Origin of the sequence: Acrocarpospora pleiomorpha, from assembly GCF_009687885.1 — a bacterium.
In the GTDB taxonomy this organism is placed as follows: domain Bacteria; phylum Actinomycetota; class Actinomycetes; order Streptosporangiales; family Streptosporangiaceae; genus Acrocarpospora; species Acrocarpospora pleiomorpha.
Genome location: NZ_BLAF01000018.1, coordinates 160080 through 173156 on the forward strand (window position 1 = coordinate 160080; position 13077 = coordinate 173156).

The window sequence follows — 13077 nt, forward strand, 5'->3', positions numbered from 1 at the left end:
GGGGAAGACGCAGCTGGCCAAAGCGGTGGCGGGGGCTTCGGGGGCGGAGCTGGTGCGGCTTCAGTGTTATGAGGGGCTGGATGAGGCGCGGGCGCTTTATGAGTGGAATTACAAGAAGCAGTTGTTGCGGATTCAGGCGGACGACGACGCCTGGGGGGATATTTTCTCGGAGGAGTTTCTGCTGGAGCGGCCGCTGTTGAAGGCGATTCGGAGTGACGCGCCGACGGTGTTGCTCATCGATGAGATCGACAAGGCGGATGTCGAGGTCGAAGGGTTGCTGCTGGAGATTCTCTCGGATTATCAGGTGACCATTCCGGAGCTCGGGACGATCGCGGCGGTGCGGAAGCCGTATGTGGTGCTCACGTCGAATGCGACGCGAGAATTGAGTGAGGCGCTGAAGCGGCGGTGCCTGTATCTGCATCTGGGATATCCGACGCCGGAGCGGGAGCGGGATATCGTGCTGACCCGGGTGCCAGGGCTTTCGGGGAACCTCGCGGAACAGCTCGCAAGAACTGTGGCGACGCTTCGGAGTTTGGAGCTCAAGAAATCGCCGAGCATCGCGGAGACGATTGACTGGGGGCAGACGTTACTGGCGTTGGGGCGGGAAGAGCTGAATGAGGACACGATCGGGGAGACGCTCGGTGTCGTGTTGAAGCATCATTCAGATCATGGGCGGGCGGTCAAGGAGCTGGGGTTGTCGTGATGCTCGACCGCCATGTGGGGTTCGTCGGGGCGTTGCGGGAGGCGGGGGTTCCGGTTTCGCTGGCTGAGGGGCTGGATGCGGCGAATGCCCTCATGGTCATCGATCTGATGGATCGGGAGAGCCTGCGGGAGGCGTACGCGGCGACGTTGATCAAGCGGCCGGTGCATCGGGCGGGGTTTGATGTGTTGTTTGATCTGTGGTTTCCGCCGGTCATGTCTGGTGGAAGTGCTCCGGAGCGTGCGGAATACGATGAGAGTACGTCGGTTGAGGAGTTGCGGGGGATTCTGCAGAGGTTGTTGATGGGGAATCCGGATGATCCGGCGTTTCGGGAATTCGTACGGGAGATGGTTGGCCGGTTTGGGCGGGTTGCGGCGGGGCCGGGGCGGCAGTCGTGGTTCTCGTATTCGGTGTTGCGGGCGCTCTCGCCGGATACGTTGGTTTTCCGGATGCTGAATCAGATGCTGAGTGAGCGTGGCGGGCTCCCGGAGAAGCTGGCACGTCAGGAAATATCGTTAAATATTAGGAAATTTGAGGAAGCGGTGGCTTCCGAGGTGCGGCGGCGGATCGCGGAGGATTCGGGGATCGAACGGATCGCTCGGTCTGCCGTTAAACCGGCCATCGATCGGCTTGATTTTCTTCGGGTGACGAAGGCGGAACTCGCTGAGCTCCGTCGCGAGGTGTATCCGCTCGCCCGGCGGCTGGCCAGCAGGCTGACCATCAAGAACAAACATGGTCATCGAGGGCGCCTCGACTTCCGTCGTACCGTACGGGCCTCGCTGTCGACCGGCGGCGTGCCCCTGACGACACATCTACGCCCAAAGCGCCCCCACAAGCCGGAGCTCGTCATCCTCTGCGACGCGAGCGACTCGGTGTCCAGCTTCTCCCAGTTCACCCTCTTGCTGACCTTCGCCCTCCGCGAGCAGTTCACGAAGGTACGGGCGTTCGCCTTCGTGGACACCGTCGACGAGATCACCAAATACTTCGCCCCCGGCGCGGACGTCCTCGACGCGATCACCCGTATGACCAAGGAAGCCGACATAACCCGCTTCGGCCGCACCAACTACGGCAACGTCTTCACCCGCTTCGCCGACCGGTACGGCGATGCGATCGGCCCCAAGACCTCCCTTCTCATCCTCGGCGACGCGCGCTCCAACTACCAAGCCCCAGCCCTGGACACCCTCAAGCACCTGGTCGCCCAGGCCAGGCACGCCTACTGGCTCAACCCTGAACCCCGCGCCCAATGGGACACCGGCGACTCAATCGCCACCAGCTACGGCACCATCATCCCCATGCACGAATGCCGAAATATCACCCAACTGGCGGCCTTCATCGAAGACACGGATGTGGGTGCCCGCTGAACACCGTCGGCGTCAGGTCACTCGGGTGACCGGCATTCTGGGCACCACCCGGGCCGCCGTACGGGCAAGGAGTTCGACCTGTTCCTCGGTGAGTTCCATGACGACCTCGGAACGGATCAGGCCCGCGATCTTGCGTGGGTAGGCGACCGTCAGGCCCTCGCCTTGGACGATCCCGCCCCGGCCTTCGATTCGCCCGCCGTGGAGGGCCAGCACCGGGGTGATGATCAGCTCGATGCCGGTTTCCTTGGTCAAGAGCTGGGCTAGGGCGGTTCCGGCGGAGATCAGGCCCTTCGCGACGGTCGTTCCGTACTTTTCGTCGAAGAAGAGGCGGCCGCCGTAGCGGGCCACGACCGTGTCGGGGCCCCAGGCTTCGTTGTCGATGAGCCAGAGGCCGCCGGGGCCGACGACCAGGTGGTCGATGGAGGCCTGGCCGGGGACGGCGCGGCCGTCCATGACGCGGTAGCCGTACCGGCTGAGGCTGAAGCGGAGGAGGCGGCCGGTGCGGACTTCGCCGCGGCGTTTGCCGCGCCAGACGGCGGTGCGCTCGTGGGCGCGCCAGGCGATCAGGAGGTCGGTGCCGCCGGCTGCGACGCCGGCGAGCAAGCCGACGAAGAGGGGGTTGGACCAGCCGAAGCGGACGGCCATGAGGTTGCCGACCAGGATGCCCGCTGCCGCGATGGCCGCTCGGACGCGGAGCCGGTTCTTGCGGCCGGCCATCCAGAACGTCAGATAGAGGTTCTGGGGGGAAGAGCCGGTGAACTTCTCATCGCGCGGGACATAAATGGACCCACTTGCCACCCTGTGCTCCCCGGAAATTAGGTCTGCTTTACCTAAGTTGTACCCAATTGGGAGCTCCAAGTCTCGCAAGGTGATGTAATTAACACACTCCCGCTATCTCGGATCGGTTTTAGCGCCAACATGGGATCTACCGGCGCCAAGTCCGTCCTTCTTGACCGACCAGTCGGTATGCTGGTCTTCGGCTTAGGAGGTCACAGATGGCGCGTACGGTGTCGGCTACCGAGGAACCGGTCAGGCAGCGGCTGCTCTCCGTGGCGACCCGGCTGTTCGCCGAGCGGGGTTTCGAGGGCACGTCGGTTCAGGAGATCGTCGCGGCGGCCGGGGTCACTAAAGGCGCCATGTATCACTATTTCGACTCCAAGGATGATCTGCTCCACGAGATCTACGGCAGGGTGCTGCGGATGCAGATGGAGCGCCTGAACATGTTCGCGGAAGGTGACAGCCCGATCGAGAAGCGGCTGCACGCCGCGGCACAGGACGTGGTCATGACCACGGTCGAGAACCTGGACGACTCGAAGATCTTCTTCCAGTCGAACCATCAACTGGCCCCGGCGACCAGCAAGCTCGTCCGAGCCGAACGCCGCCGCTACCACGAACGTTTCCGCGGCCTGGTCGTCGAAGGGCAGAGTAACGGGACATTCCGTGCGGACATCCCCGCCGAGATGGCAGTCGACTTCTTCTTCGGCTCAGTCCACCATCTGGGCACCTGGTATCACCCCGAGGGAACCCTCTCCGGCCAGGACGTCGGCCGCTACTTCGCCGACCTCCTGCTCGCGTCATTGCGACCAAACTCCAAATCCGAGTAGCAAGGACGTATTCACGCCTGGCCAAACCGACGAATTCAGGGTGGGTGGTCCGTCCTGGACCCGCCGCAGCGTGATCGCGGGGCTGGTCGGACGAGGCCGATGCGTGAGTTGTCGTCCTGGGTTTCGTCGCAGTGCGGGATCTCCCCTCAGGCAGGCCCAGGCAAATCAACCAGGTCCGCCAGTGCCTCTCGGTGGTCACCGGGCGTGCCTAAAGCGATTTCGCTAGTCTTAGCGCGCTTTAGATAGAGATGGGCGGGATGCTCCCATGTCATCCCGATTCCACCGTGCAACTGCACACATTCCTCAGCCGCATGTACGGCTACCGCCCCGCAATGCGCCTGTGCCACCGCCACCGCCACCGCGGCGGCGGGGGACCACCCGGACGCGAGTTGGTCGGCGGCGTTGCGCGCGGCGGCGCGGGCGCCGACGATCTCCAGCCAGAGGTCGGCCAGGCGGTGCTTCAATGCCTGGAAGGATCCGACCGGACGCGCGAACTGGGTGCGTTCCCGCAGGTAGCCGACCGTGCTGGTCAGGCACCATTCGGCGACGCCGAGCTGTTCGGAGGCCAGCAATCCGGCTCCGAAGGCAAGCGTGTCCTGGAGCGCGTTCGGATCAATTGCGATGAATCGCGCGGAAGCCGAGGAGAGTTCCACGGTCGCGATCGGACGCGTGGTGTCGAGCGAGGTCACCGGTGTCACGGTCACGCCCGGATCGTCGGCGGACACTACGGCGAGCCCGGCTCCCACAGGAACGAGGAGCAGGTCCGCCACGTCCGCACCCGCGACAGCGGCGATCCGCCCACTGATCGCAGAACCCACGACGGCCGCTTCCGACACGCCCGAACGATCTCCGATAGCGAGGGGCGGTCGGTAAGGCGAGGATGCGAAGGGCACGGCGAGAGTTGCCGTGATCTCCCCTGCGGCGAGTTGTTCCAGCAGGTCAGCGGTGGCGGTCGCGTCGGTGGCGGTGAGCAGTGCGCGGGTGGCCAGGACGGCGCTGGTCAGATAGGGAACGGGAGCCACGGTTCGCCCGAGTTCTTCCAGGACCACGGCCGCTTCCCGCGCTGAAGCCCCGGCGCCACCGAACTCCTCCGGAATCAGCAGCCCGGCCACGCCGATGTCTCTCGCCAGTACCTTCCACAGCTCCCCGCCGTCGGTCGCGCCCGGGGTCGCCTTGTCGGTGAGCAGCTCTCGGACCGCGGCCCGCAGCTGTTCCTCGATCTCGGTGTACAGCAAGGTCATCGCGGGAGGTCCTTCCACGGCACGTCCTTGTCGACGCGAGGCTCGGAGGGGAGGCCGAGGACTCGCTCGGCGATGATGTTGCGGAGGATCTCCGAGGTGCCACCCTCGATCGAGTTGCCCTTCGCGCGCAGGTAGCGGTATCCGGCGCCGCGGCCGAGGAAGTCGACGCCGTCGGAGCGGCGGAAGCTCCAGTCGTCGTATTCGAGGCCCTCGTCGCGGAGCAGTTCCACCTCGAAACCGGAGGCTTCCTGGTGCAGCTTGGCGAACAGGAGTTTCATCCCGGAGCCCTCCGGTCCGGGCTGGCCCGCCGCTAGTTGTTCCCTCAGCCGGGCACCGGTCAGGCGCGTGATCTCGCCGTTGACCCAGAGTTTGAGCAGGCGCTGGTGCAGATCGTGGGTGCGCAGTTCGGGACGGTCTCGCCAGGTGTCGGCGAGGATGCCGACCATGGTCCGGCGGCTGTTCGGGGTGCCGCCGCCGATGGCCACCCGCTCGTTCATCAGCGTCGTCTGAGCGACACGCCAACCGTCGCCGACCGGGCCAAGACGCAGGTCGTCGCTGAGCCGCACACCGGTGAGGAAGACTTCGTTGAATTCGGCCTCGCCGGTGATCTGGCGGAGTGGGCGGACCTCGACACCGGGGGCGTGCATGTCGCAGATGAAATAGGTGATGCCGCGGTGTTTGGGCACGTCGGGGTCGGTGCGGGCGACCAGGATGCCCCATCGGGACAGATGCGCGCCCGACGTCCAGACCTTCTGGCCGTCCACGACCCACTCGTCGCCGTCCCGGACCGCGCGGGTGGCCAGTGAGGCGAGGTCGGAACCCGCGCCGGGTTCGCTGAACAGCTGGCACCAGACTTCCTCCCCCGTGTAGAGCGGGCGGAGGAAGCGTTGTTTCTGGTGCTCAGTGCCATACGTCAGGATGGTTGGCGCGGCCATGCCGAGGCCGATCGCGATCCGGCCGGGGTTGTTGTCGGGGGTGCCGTGCAGGAGCTGCTCCACCAGCGGTTGCAGGTCGCGGGGCGCGCCGAGGCCGCCGAGTCCGACCGGGAAGTACACCCAGGCCAGACCGGCGTCGAAGCGCGCGCGAAGGAACTCCGTCGGGTCGGTTGTGGCTGGGTCGTGCTCGGCCAGGAAAGCGGCCACCCGTTCCCGTACCGCTGTCGCGTCCACCTGTTCTCCCCTTTGCAGTGCAATCAACCGGGCGGGCCTCGGTGCGACTTACTGGCTCATGTACTTTTTCAGTTCGCGGTAGGCCAGTGAACGTTTGTGCACCTCGTCTGGCCCGTCGGCGAAGCGCAGGCTGCGCGCGCCCGCCCAGAGGGCCGCCAGCGGGAAGTCCTGGCTGACGCCGCCGGCACCGTGCACCTGGATGGCCTTGTCGAGGATCCACTCCACGGCGATCGGTGTAGCGATCTTAATGGCCTGGATTTCGGCGTGGGCGCCCTGATTGCCGACGGTGTCCATCAGCCAGGCGGTCTTCAGGACCAGAAGGCGAAGCTGTTCGATCTTCACTCGGGACTCGGCGATCCAGTCCTGAACCACGCCCTGCTGGGCGATGGGCTTTCCGAACGTGGTGCGGCCCAGGGCGCGCTTGCACATCATTTCGACAGCACGTTCGGCCATGCCGATCAGGCGCATGCAGTGGTGGATTCGGCCGGGCCCAAGGCGCGCCTGAGCGATGGCGAAGCCGCTGCCCTGCTCGCCGATCAGGTGGTCGGCCGGAACCCGGACGTCTTCGAAGATCACCTCGGCGTGGCCGCCGTGATCGCTGTCGTTGTAGCCGAAGACGGTCATGCCGCGTTTGACCGTCAGGCCGGGGGTGTCCCGGGGCACGAGGATCTGACTCTGCCGACGGTGGGAGGCCGCGTCCGGATCGGTGACGCCCATCACGATGAAGATCTTGCAGTTGGGGTTCATCGCGCCGGTGATGAACCATTTGCGGCCATTGATCACATACTCATCACCGTCGCGGGCGATGGAGGTGGCGATGTTGGTGGCGTCGGAGGAGGCCACGTCGGGCTCGGTCATCGCGAAGGCCGAGCGGATCTCGCCGCGGAGCAGTGGTTCCAGATATTCCTTGCGCTGCCATTCCGTGCCGAACTGAGCGAGCACTTCCATGTTGCCGGTGTCCGGGGCGGCGCAATTGGTGGCGGCCGGGGCGATGGCCGGGGATCGGCCCATGATCTCGGCGAGTGGCGCATACTGCAGGTTGCTCAGGCCCGCGCCGCCATGGTCGCCGGGGAGGAACAGGTTCCACAGGCCGCGCCGGCGCGCCTCGTCCTTGAGATCGTCCAGCAGCGGCGGGGCGCTCCACCCGCTCTCGGCCGCCTGGTGCTCAAACGCGGCTTCCGCTGGGTAGACACATTCGTCCATGAAGGCCGACAGGCGTCCTGCCAGTTCCGTTGTCGTCTCGTCGTAGCCGAATTCCATCACTTCACCTCTCTCAACCCGCGCTCGACCAGCGGTTCGACCGTGGCGCCGACCTCGGCGAAGCCATCTCCGACGGTGAGACCCTGGGTGAAGCGGAAATGAATGCCCTCGGCGATCACCGCGAGCTTGAAACAGGCCAAGCCGATATACCACCCGAGTCTGGACAGATCACGGCCGGATGCTTTGGCGTAGTGGGCAGCGAGATCGCCGGTGTCGACATTGAAACCGGCATCCGCGACGAAGCCAGCGGCGGCGGGAGACCCGTTGCCCGCGCCCGAGCCCGTGTCTGCGGCCAAGCCGGTGTCTGCGGCCAAGCCGCTACCTGGGGCCAAGCCGCTATCCGCAGCCAAGCCGGTATCCGAGGCCACGCCGGTATCCGCAGGGAAGCCGGTGTCGAGCATGGCGAAGTCACCGTAGAGCAGGAACAGCGCGAGATCGGTGAGCGGGTCTCCGAGAGTGGACATCTCCCAGTCGAGCACGGCCTTGAGCTGACCGTTCTCGATGAGGGTGTTGCCGAGTTTGAAGTCGCCGTGCACGATCGCGGGCGGGCCTGATTCCGGCACTGCTTGTGCCAGCCGGCTGTGCAGTTCGTCGATTCCGGCGACGTCTCTGCTCCGTGAGGCGTCAAGTTGCCGTTTCCAGCGGGCGACCTGCCGGTTCAGGAAACCCTCGGGGCGGCCGAAGTCGCCAAGTCCGACCGATTCCGGGTCGATGGAGTGCAACGCGGCGAGGACGTCGGTCAGGTCGCGGGCCAATTTCGGGGTGAGGGGTGGCTGGCCACCGGGCACGAATTCCATTACGTAGAAATCCGCGCCGATGACGTCCGGATCCTGGCAGAGGTGGTAGGTGCGCGGGACGGGGACCGGGGTGTCCTGGAGGGCGGACATCACGCGATATTCCCGGCTCATGTCGTGAGCGGTGGCGAGCACGTGCCCCAGCGGCGGGCGCCGGACCACGAGGGTGTGGGATTCGTCCCGGACGATATAGGTGAGATTGGACTTGCCGCCTTGGATCATGTCGGCGGTGAGCGACCCTTGGGTCAGGCCGATCCGCTCCAGATGACGGGCGAGACGCGGGAGATCGAGTCCGGGAACGTTCACTCGGGCAGCATACCGACCAGACGGTATGCCTGTCGAACGTTACCCTTGCGCTATGGAACCTATGTTCTTTTCGACCCCCGAGAACTGGCGTGATTGGTTGGTCGCCAACCATGAGGAGCGCAGTGAGCTGTGGGTGGGCTACTACAAGGTGTCCACCGGTAAGCCCAGCATCACATGGCCGGAATCGGTCGACCAGGCACTCTGCTTCGGGTGGATCGACGGCGTGCGGAAGAGCGTGGACGATCAGTCGTACAAGATCAGGTTTACGCCGCGGAAGGCGCGCAGCAGCTGGAGCGCGGTCAATATCTCGAGGTTCCAGGAGTTAGTCGAACTGGGGTTGGTGCACCCGAACGGGCAGGCGGCGTTCGATCAGCGGACGGTGGACAAGCCGGCTGTTTACTCGTACGAGCGAGGGCAGGCGTCTGAGTTGCCCGCCGAGTATGAGGAGACGTTTCGGGCGGAAGCGGTCGCGTGGGAGTGGTTCCAGGGGCAGGCGCCGTACTATCGGCGGTCGGCCGCGCACTGGGTGATCAGTGCGAAGCGGGAAGAGACGCGGCTCAAGCGGCTTGCGCAGCTGATCGCGGACTCCGCGGAAGGGCGGCGGATCGCCCCGCTCACGCCACCGGGGAAGAAATGAAGTGGTCTCTCCTTTTCCTGCCGATAGTGGCATCCAGAAGCGACCGCTCCCTCGTTTAGGCTGGCGTGCATGACAGCCACGATGCCCTCTCCCGTTGTTCTCGAAGGCCGTTCTGTACGGCTTGAGCCGCTCACCCTCGATCACGTTCCGGAGTTGTTCGCGGCGGGGGGTGGGGACGATGAGGTGTGGCGCTGGATGCCGGCGGCGACCCCGCGGACTGAGGCGGAGATGGGGGCTGTGGCGGGGAGCTTGATCGATGATCCTGGTGCGGTGCCGTTGGCGGTGGTCCACGATGAGCGGGCGATCGGGTGGAGCACGTATTTGGACTGCCCAGGCTTTGACCGGAGTATCGAGATCGGCTGGACGTGGTATGGGCGGGCCTACTGGCGATCAGCCGTCAATACCGAATGCAAGATTCTGCTGATCGACCATGCGATCGACAAGCTGGGCTTCAATCGCGTACAACTCAAGACCGACAATATGAACGTCCGGTCGCAGGCCGCGATCCAGCGGATCGGCGGCACCCATGAGGGCACCCTCCGCCGCCACCGCCCGCGCCCCGACGGAACCTGGCGAGACACGGTCTACTTCAGCATCCTCGACGACGAATGGCCCCCCAACCGAGCCCGCCTCCAAGCCCGCCTGGACCTCCCAGCCGCCTCAACGTCGCAGTGACCTCTGGATCTCTCAATCCTGTCGTTGCCGGATTCTCCCACCCGCCCAACCCTTCGTTTCCCTCGGGCTCCGCCCGACCCCGCCATCCCCGTGATCGCCCCAATGAAGCGACAACTTGACCCGGGTGGGTTACCACCCACCCATCCCTTTTGTTTCCCTTCGGGCTCCGCCCGACCCTGTCATCGCCGTGATCTCCCATACGAGGGGACAGCCATAGATCCACCCAGCCCGTTGTTCATCCTCAGGCTCCGCCCGCTCCCGTCATCGCCGAATTACCCATGAGAGGCAACCGCTGCGCGGTGATTCCTGCGCGGCCAGTCTTAATCTCGTGGTGGTTGCCAGCCGAAAATGGGGTCCATTTGGCGGAGGGCCGCAGTGGGGCCGAGCTTTCCGAGTAGGGAGATCATGGTGTTTCTGGCGGCTACGGCCATCGGATTGCGCCATGAGGTGATTCGGCAGATTGTTCTGGATCGGGTGACGATGGGCGTAGTACGAGGGAGCCGGGCAGCCGAATAGGCCTCAAGGCTTTCTGGGCGGTTTGGGTCGGCCAGGTGGGCGAGGACGATCGCGTCCTCGATGGCCTGGCAGGCGCCTTGGCCGAGGTTGGGGGTCATCGCGTGGGCCGCGTCGCCAAGCAGGGCGATCCGGCCTCGGTGGAAAGCCGGGAGCGGCTGCTCCAATGAGTAAATATCGTGCCTTAACACCTTGGCGGGATCGGCTTCGGACAGGAGCTTCGGGATCGGATCGTGCCAACTCCGAAACAGCCGGGTCAGCTCGCCCAGCTCGCCGCCTTCAGCCTTCTGGCCTGCGGGGACGGTCGCGGTGGCGTAGCAGTAGACCTGATCGTCGACCAGCGGCGCGACGCCGAAGACTAGCCCGGGACCGCCCCAGGATTCGGACGTGCTCAGACCGCTGCCGTGGACGAGAATTCGCCAACTGGTGACTCCGGCGTAGACCGGCCCGGGATGCTCGGGAAACAGCTGCGCGCGCGTCGCCGAGTGAATCCCATCGGCCGCCACCACCAGATCGGCCGGCAGCTGTTCTCCACTGGAGGTCACCGCAACCGGCCGGTCGGGAGTTCCGGAAATCGTGGAGACCGCGGTGTTCAGGCGGATCGTCCCCTCGGTGAGGCGTCCTGCCAGGAGCTCGACCAGTGAGGAGCGAAGCAGGAGAACGGTCGGGTCGCCGTACCTGGCGGTGGCGGCTTCCGCGCTGGTTCGGGAGAGCCAGTGGCCGTCCGCCCGCCTGATCCCGGCTTGCCCTTGCATCGCGGCGAGTTTCCGTACCTGATCGCCGACCTCGATCGTGTCCAGCGCGCGCAAGGCGTTGGGAGCCATCGCGAGCCCGGACCCCACCGGCTCGATCGACGGTGCGCGTTCCAGCACCGTCACCTCCCAGCCCTTCCGCTGAAAGGCGGCCGCCGCCGTCAGCCCGCCGATTCCCGCCCCGACTACTACTACATGCGCCATCGCGTCCTCCACTACACCTGTAGTGTCACAGTACTACAGATGTAGTATCAGCGGAATGACGACAGCACGCGCCGCACTCATCGGGGACACGGCCATCACAATCCTGGCCGAACGAGGCATGCGCGGCCTCACCCATCGAGCGGTCGACGAATCAGCCGATCTCCCCTCTGGCTCGACGTCCAACCTGGCCCGCACGCGCGCGGCACTCCTGGAGCTGACCCTGGCCCGCCTCGCCGAACTGGAAGAAGCCCAGTTCGCCACCTTGATCCACCGCGCCGCCCCACCCGGCCCCGACCTGCTCGCCGGCCTGGCCGACGTGATGGCCGAATCCATGCATGAGGCCATCACCGTCGACAGAAACCGCACCATCGCCCGCTACGAACTGGCCCTGGAAGCCACCCGCCGCCCCGAACTCCGCAAGGTCTACGACGAAAGCGGCCGCCGCTTCCGCGACCCCGCGATCGCCCTCCTGACCGCCGCAGGCTCCTCCGATCCCGTACGCCACGGGCGCCAGGTCGTCGCCTTCGCCGAAGGCATGCTCTTCGACGCGGTAGTAGGCGCCGGTACGACTCCGTCGCTCGATGATTTGAAGGCGGCTTTCGCGGAGTTCCTCAGCGGCATCCTCTCCCATTGACAGCGGGAGAGATCGGGCCGGTCGGCACTTGATCAAAGTGAACAGGCTCTCACACCAGCCTGATGCCACGCTCCGCCGCGATGACGCTCCTCGAACGGCACGCTTACCCGATGGTCACCCAACAGGCGCGGGCTCGGGAGCGGGCGTCGGATGGGAATGATCAGGTGTCAGGCGGCTGAGAGTGATCGTCCCCCCGACCAGCAACACGCTCGCGATAATCGCCGGGATCACTTGCCCCACACCGGTAGGAACCGGCTCTCCGAGCAGAAGCGCCCCAGCCATGATCGACGTGATCGGGTCAACGATCTGCACCCCGGCGTACGCGATCCCGAAATATCCCACCGCGTACGACTTCTGCAGCAAAACCACCGCACAAATCAGCAGTACCGGAATGACCACCGTGAACCAGTGCAGCAGGCGAGCCATATCTCCGCTCAACCCACCCCCCACAACCCGTACGAACGTCGACACGGTAGCCGTAACCGACCCCGCCCCAACCGCCATGGCCAACGCCTTCGCGGCCCCGCTCAAGAACCGCGCGACCGTAAAGCAGACCCCGGTGAACACCCCGACCACCACGATCAGCCCAATAGCCGCCCCATTGGACAGCGACGGCTTCACATCATGTGCAGGAATCAGCAGCATCAACCCCAGCAACCCCACCGCAACCGCCACCGAACCGGTGATCTCCGCCCGATGCGGTCGACGACCATGCAGCCAAGCGGCCAACGGCACCGCGAACACCAAGGTGGCCACACTGATCGGCTGAATCACGATGAGCGGCGCGAAACTCAACGCCACCGCGTGCAGACACGCCCCCGTGAAGCCGATGACTCCACCGATCCACCACCGCGTCCGGCCCATCAGCCGCAACGTGGCCCCCAGGGCAACCGCCTCATACTGCTGCAAAGCAGCACCGAGCGCGTATCCAAGCGCCCCGGCCAACGCGATCGTTATCCCCACCCAGGTCACGGGCACCGGCCAAAGCTTAAAGAGTCGAGGGTCACCCGTTTAGCTTAGGGACAAAGTACGGTACCCAAGACATCTATCCCCTGACCCGATCTACCCCCACCCTTGCCCAAAAACCCCCAAACTACCATAAACACCCCAGCCCAACCATGAAACGCAGGCGGCCCACTTCGATCACGAGACTGCCCACCATCACAGTCGACCAGAGCGCCCGTCCGCCCGCTACGGGCCGCCAACCACCGCATGGCACCTGATTGC

The 13077-nt window shown here is 65.3% G+C and carries 13 protein-coding genes; 6 read left to right on the forward strand and 7 right to left on the reverse strand.

Going from position 1 to position 13077, the window contains the following annotated elements; genetic code table 11:
- Positions 1 to 703, forward strand: a 703-nt coding sequence (locus tag Aple_RS18095) for an AAA family ATPase (RefSeq protein ID WP_155345809.1), incomplete at its 5' end; no start/stop codon positions are given.
- Positions 703 to 2061 carry a VWA domain-containing protein gene (locus Aple_RS18100; RefSeq protein WP_155345810.1) on the forward strand — a complete coding sequence of 453 codons (1359 nt, stop codon included), beginning with the start codon at positions 703 to 705 and terminating at the stop codon, positions 2059 to 2061. The genes Aple_RS18095 and Aple_RS18100, both read left to right, overlap by 1 nt.
- Positions 2062 to 2073: 12 nt before the next feature.
- On the opposite strand, the gene Aple_RS18105 is transcribed toward Aple_RS18100, so the two are convergent.
- Positions 2074 to 2859, reverse strand: a complete 786-nt coding sequence (locus tag Aple_RS18105) for a nuclease-related domain-containing protein (protein WP_155345785.1) — start codon at positions 2857 to 2859, stop codon at positions 2074 to 2076.
- 197 nt (positions 2860 to 3056) lie between these two features.
- Here Aple_RS18105 and Aple_RS18110 point away from each other — a divergent pair, with 197 nt between their 5' ends.
- On the forward strand, positions 3057 to 3665 hold the full coding sequence (locus Aple_RS18110; RefSeq protein WP_155345786.1) for a TetR/AcrR family transcriptional regulator: 609 nt from the start codon (positions 3057 to 3059) through the stop codon (positions 3663 to 3665).
- 146 nt (positions 3666 to 3811) lie between these two features.
- On the opposite strand, the gene Aple_RS18115 is transcribed toward Aple_RS18110, so the two are convergent.
- Genes Aple_RS18115 through Aple_RS54470 form a run of 4 tightly spaced genes read right to left on the reverse strand, consistent with a single transcriptional unit; the run spans position 3812 to position 8435 of the window.
- A complete protein-coding gene (locus Aple_RS18115) occupies positions 3812 to 4906 on the reverse strand; it encodes an acyl-CoA dehydrogenase family protein (protein WP_155345787.1) in 1095 nt (364 codons plus the stop codon).
- A complete protein-coding gene (locus tag Aple_RS18120) occupies positions 4903 to 6102 on the reverse strand; it encodes an acyl-CoA dehydrogenase family protein (protein ID WP_373869594.1) in 1200 nt (399 codons plus the stop codon). Before Aple_RS18120 ends, Aple_RS18115 begins: the two co-directional genes overlap by 4 nt.
- A 21-nt stretch (positions 6103 to 6123) precedes the next feature.
- Positions 6124 to 7335, reverse strand: coding sequence for an acyl-CoA dehydrogenase family protein (locus tag Aple_RS18125; RefSeq protein WP_155345789.1), 1212 nt, complete (start codon positions 7333 to 7335; stop codon positions 6124 to 6126).
- Complete coding sequence (locus Aple_RS54470) at positions 7335 to 8435, reverse strand: phosphotransferase family protein (protein WP_246264561.1); 1101 nt, start codon at positions 8433 to 8435, stop codon at positions 7335 to 7337. The genes Aple_RS18125 and Aple_RS54470 overlap by 1 nt, the downstream gene beginning before the upstream one ends.
- 52 nt (positions 8436 to 8487) lie before the next feature.
- Between Aple_RS54470 and Aple_RS18135 the strand changes: the two genes are divergently transcribed.
- On the forward strand, positions 8488 to 9072 hold the full coding sequence (locus Aple_RS18135; RefSeq protein ID WP_155345790.1) for a YdeI/OmpD-associated family protein: 585 nt from the start codon (positions 8488 to 8490) through the stop codon (positions 9070 to 9072).
- Between the two features lie 69 nt (positions 9073 to 9141).
- Entirely contained in the window at positions 9142 to 9747 is a 606-nt protein-coding gene (locus tag Aple_RS18140) for a GNAT family N-acetyltransferase (protein ID WP_155345791.1), read from the forward strand.
- A gap of 320 nt (positions 9748 to 10067) precedes the next feature.
- Here Aple_RS18140 and Aple_RS18145 read toward each other — a convergent pair whose 3' ends face one another.
- Positions 10068 to 11216: an FAD-dependent monooxygenase gene (locus Aple_RS18145; RefSeq protein WP_155345792.1), complete on the reverse strand. Its 1149-nt coding sequence runs from the start codon at positions 11214 to 11216 to the stop codon at positions 10068 to 10070.
- A 55-nt stretch (positions 11217 to 11271) separates the two neighbouring features.
- On the opposite strand from Aple_RS18145, the gene Aple_RS18150 reads away from it, so the two are divergent.
- The gene (locus Aple_RS18150) at positions 11272 to 11850 is read left to right on the forward strand and encodes a TetR/AcrR family transcriptional regulator (RefSeq protein WP_155345793.1); all 579 of its coding nucleotides are present in this window, start codon (positions 11272 to 11274) and stop codon (positions 11848 to 11850) included.
- 114 nt (positions 11851 to 11964) lie between these two features.
- On the opposite strand, the gene Aple_RS18155 is transcribed toward Aple_RS18150, so the two are convergent.
- Positions 11965 to 12828 (reverse strand): DMT family transporter, encoded by an 864-nt coding sequence (locus Aple_RS18155; protein ID WP_246264563.1) that lies wholly within the window; start codon positions 12826 to 12828, stop codon positions 11965 to 11967.
- Positions 12829 to 13077: the final 249 nt, after the last annotated feature.

What these genes read in the sequence shown, in the direction of transcription:
- Aple_RS18100 (WP_155345810.1), top strand. Translation starts at nt 703, where the DNA reads ATGCTCGACCGCCATGTGGGGTTCGTCGGGGCGTTGCGGGAGGCGGGG.
- Aple_RS18110 (WP_155345786.1), top strand. Translation starts at nt 3,057, where the DNA reads ATGGCGCGTACGGTGTCGGCTACCGAGGAACCGGTCAGGCAGCGGCTG.
- Aple_RS18115 (WP_155345787.1), bottom strand. Translation starts at nt 4,906, where the DNA reads ATGACCTTGCTGTACACCGAGATCGAGGAACAGCTGCGGGCCGCGGTC.
- Aple_RS18125 (WP_155345789.1), bottom strand. Translation starts at nt 7,335, where the DNA reads ATGGAATTCGGCTACGACGAGACGACAACGGAACTGGCAGGACGCCTG.
- Aple_RS18135 (WP_155345790.1), top strand. Translation starts at nt 8,488, where the DNA reads ATGGAACCTATGTTCTTTTCGACCCCCGAGAACTGGCGTGATTGGTTG.
- Aple_RS18140 (WP_155345791.1), top strand. Translation starts at nt 9,142, where the DNA reads ATGACAGCCACGATGCCCTCTCCCGTTGTTCTCGAAGGCCGTTCTGTA.
- Aple_RS18145 (WP_155345792.1), bottom strand. Translation starts at nt 11,216, where the DNA reads ATGGCGCATGTAGTAGTAGTCGGGGCGGGAATCGGCGGGCTGACGGCG.
- Aple_RS18150 (WP_155345793.1), top strand. Translation starts at nt 11,272, where the DNA reads ATGACGACAGCACGCGCCGCACTCATCGGGGACACGGCCATCACAATC.